The sequence below is a fragment of the Segatella copri genome, from assembly GCF_009494835.1.
GTDB lineage: Bacteria > Bacteroidota > Bacteroidia > Bacteroidales > Bacteroidaceae > Prevotella > Prevotella copri_F.
This window is the reverse complement of sequence record NZ_VZBE01000045.1, coordinates 1-3,407: the sequence shown is the minus strand read 5'-3', so window position 1 is coordinate 3,407 and position 3,407 is coordinate 1. Positions and strand designations below refer to the sequence as shown.

General features: G+C 35.2%; 3 protein-coding genes. All 3 read left to right on the top strand.

Annotation, left to right across the window (positions count from 1 at the left end; translation table 11 throughout):
• The first annotated feature begins 495 nt into the window (after positions 1 to 495).
• The 3 genes from F7D47_RS06845 (at position 496) to F7D47_RS06835 (ending at position 3,234) form a co-directional block, all read left to right on the top strand.
• Complete coding sequence (locus tag F7D47_RS06845; protein WP_153086038.1) at positions 496 to 1,362, top strand: Rpn family recombination-promoting nuclease/putative transposase; 867 nt, start codon at positions 496 to 498, stop codon at positions 1,360 to 1,362.
• Between the two features lie 233 nt (positions 1,363 to 1,595).
• Positions 1,596 to 2,600, top strand: coding sequence for a hypothetical protein (locus F7D47_RS06840; RefSeq protein WP_153086037.1), 1,005 nt, complete (start codon positions 1,596 to 1,598; stop codon positions 2,598 to 2,600).
• 151 nt (positions 2,601 to 2,751) lie between these two features.
• Positions 2,752 to 3,234, top strand: a complete 483-nt coding sequence (locus F7D47_RS06835; RefSeq protein WP_153086036.1) for a hypothetical protein — start codon at positions 2,752 to 2,754, stop codon at positions 3,232 to 3,234.
• The last annotated feature ends 173 nt before the right edge of the window (positions 3,235 to 3,407 follow it).

Here is a 3,407-nt window from a genome sequence, read left to right as displayed (position 1 = left end):
CCTGGAGAACGATGTTACATTTCATCATCTGTCCGTTCTCACTTTTCTGACTCTGCACAGCGAAGGCCTCGCCCTGCTGCACCACTCTCATAATCTGAGTATACATATAATATAAATGTACGAAGAGGTTTCAAGAGCACCAAACCATTTCAGCGTTGTCTTGTTTCTTCGACGCTGCAAAAGTACTGCAGAAAATAAGGCAAAACAATGCTTTTCCCACAGCTTCCCCGAAAAAACCACGTTTTTGGGAAAAATCGGGCATTTCTTGGGAAGAAATTAAAAGAAGAAGAAAAAGAGGGTTAAAATGTAAAGAAAAAGGGAATATCATCCCACTTTCCCCCAAAAAATCCCTCATTTTTCCCAACGTTGGGAAAAATCGTGGGAATCTTGGGAAAAATCACCCCCATAACCAACATTTTAACACTCCAAATATTTATAATTCGAAAAAAATGCTTATTTTTGCACTACAATTCAGTTAAAACGTTTTAAAAGGAAATGGATATGAAACGGATAGAAGAACGTTATATTAGCTTACTTACCGATTTTGGTTTTAAGCGTATCTTTGGAACAAAGCCCAACAAGGATTTGCTCATCAATTTCTTGAATTCACTGTTTGATGGTTTTCAGGTCATCAAGGATGTGAAGTACTTGAATAGTGAGCACGTTGGTGATGTTTTTGCCGAGCGCAAGGCCATTTTTGATGTATATTGCGAAAATGAGCGTGGTGAAAAGTTCATCGTTGAGATGCAGAATGCTTATCAGAAGTACTTCAAGGATCGTTCTTTGTTCTATTCTACTTTTCCTATCCGTGAACAGGCTCCAAAGGGGGCAGAATGGAACTTCAAGCTTGAACATGTTTACACTGTTGCTCTGCTGAATTTCGATTTGGAAGAAGAGGCATTTGACAAAAATGATATCAACCATGATGTGGGTTTGCTTGACAAGAAGACTCTTAAGGTTTTTAATGACAAACTTTCTTTCAAGTATGTTGAGATAGCGAAGTTCAACAAGACAGAGGAGGAGCTTGACACGCTTTATGATAAGTGGTTATATGTATTGAAAAACCTTTCCCGATTGGATGAGCGTCCTGCTGCCTTGAAAGAGAAAGTGTTTACTAAACTCTTTGAGGAGGCCGAGATTGCAAAGTTCACCCCAACAGAGTTGAAAGAATATGAGGATAGTTTAAAGGCGTATCGTGATGTCAAGAACTCTATAGATACGGCTTTGGAAAAAGGGCGTGAGGAAGGTAAAAACTCGAAAGCTATCCAAATAGCAAAAAGGATGTTGGATGCTGGCATGGATATAGAAACAGTTATGCAAATAACAGATTTGTCAAAAAGTGAGATTGAGAAACTAAAATGATAAATCTCTATTCAAATTAAGCCTCCAAATTGCAAAATAAGTGGCTCAAAGAGCGAATAGTCCCATTTTGAGGCATTTTTAAGGCTGTAGTTGCGTGCTAAAGTTGTTTGACCAACAAATGAACACTAACTATTAGCCAGAGTTAGTTAACGCCAAGGGCAGAATATAACTCCCACGGCTATTGTTTAATTTAAATAGAATCCACATTTTAAAGTGGACCCATGTATAGAAATATGAAAAAGTATATTTTGTGGCAATTAATACTCCTTTTATTTGTACCGTACTCTTCTATTAAGGCGCAAAGTCTTGTAAATTTAGAGAGTATAGAGTCACGTGCTTATGATTTTTGGGGGCCTAGTAAAATAGACAAAGATATTTATGTTTATTCCCAAAATGTAAGTGTTAATCCAATTAAGACACTTCCTATTAAATTGATTTATAGTTATGACTATAAGAGAAGGATGATTCGATACCTATTGAGCAACTCTAATTCTTATATGATTTTATCTAAAGAGTGTAACAAAAGAGTAAACAAGTTCTTGAAGAAATGTAGTTATGTAAATTTTCAAGGCGACGATATAGAGAAAATGATGATTGAATATAGAAAGGCATTAAACTCAAAATATCAACATCATAATGATTCTGTTCGTAAGGCACGTGATATAGCAAAGCAAGAAAAAGCGAGACGACAAGCTATAGAGGATTCTATTCGTTTAGTAAAAGAATCAAAGACCCATATCAGATTTATGGGAATTGAATTAAACGATGCTGTTGATTTGGTTATGCTTGATCTTAGAAAGAAAGGTTTTGAAACGATAGATTTTCGTAAAAATGGATATGTTATGTCTGGCAAATTCATGGATCGTAAAGCTATAGTCACTCTGCATTCAACGCCTGAGACAAATAATATTTATATGGTTAACGTTGTCTTTGATGAAGAAAACTCTTGGTATAGCTTGAAGTCTGAATTTCTGAATATTGTGAAATCATATAGGGCTAAATACAAATGTATAGACTCTGGAAGAACATTCCTTGAACCATATTATGAGGGAGATGGCTTTGAGTTGCAAGGTGTCGCAAAGGATAAATGCTGCTTCTTTGATAAATATGAAGCCGAAGGTGGCACAATATATGTAGAAATAAGCGATATGAGAAGAATTTTTATTAAATATATAGATACCTTCAACTCAAAACGGAATGAAAGGGAAACTATAAATAAAAATCTCGAAGAAATATAAAGAGATATATGCTTTATAAAGATTACACTATTAAGAGGAAATAGAGTTTATTTACTCGTGTCAGTTTGTTGCCAAAATCATAGGTGTGAGAGGAATGGGTAAATCTCCGGTTGTGCATGACTTCCTCCTGGTAGAAGAATAAGAACTGAAAATGGAAAATGACTACTACGATTTGGATAAGTGGAAAACTTTTGTTCTTCGTGTCCTTTTAGAGAAAAATGGTTCTTCCCTAACAGATTATGTGTGGAATAGATTGAAGCACGAGTTTTCTTTAGGAGAGAACGAGCAGACGGAACATAATCTTTATACAGAAAGTGTGCTCAAATGTCTTGAAGTTGAACATGGGTTAATTAGAACAAATAAAAGAGGAATTCAGATTACCACCAAAGGCGAAGAAGTTGCAAAGATGAACAATGGTCTCCTTTCTTACTTAGATTCAAAGTATAGACATAGACTATTACAACGGATAAATGATTATGTGGTGACTTCAACGGGAATCCTTTCATTGATGATGACTATGTTTTCATTTGTGAATCTATTTTATAATTGGATTGATAAACAGTATTCTTTTCTTCCTCCACTTATTCTAGGCTTGTTTTTTGTTGTGTTTAGATTGATTTGTAAATCAAAATAAAGAACTATCGCTAAACAACCGATTGATTTAGTCAAAATCTAAATTCAATCGGTTGTTAGTTGATAGTATCGTGGTTGGTAAGTATAAGAAATATTTCAAAGGGTTCACTTTACTTACAAATCGAGTAGGAGGAAAACGAAGTAGTTTTCCTCCTACTTTCGTTTTCCGACCTC

Excerpts from the sequence above, each read along its gene's own strand:
- F7D47_RS06845 (WP_153086038.1), top strand. The coding sequence starts at position 496 with ATGGATATGAAACGGATAGAAGAACGTTATATTAGCTTACTTACCGAT.
- F7D47_RS06840 (WP_153086037.1), top strand. The coding sequence starts at position 1,596 with ATGAAAAAGTATATTTTGTGGCAATTAATACTCCTTTTATTTGTACCG.
- F7D47_RS06835 (WP_153086036.1), top strand. The coding sequence starts at position 2,752 with ATGGAAAATGACTACTACGATTTGGATAAGTGGAAAACTTTTGTTCTT.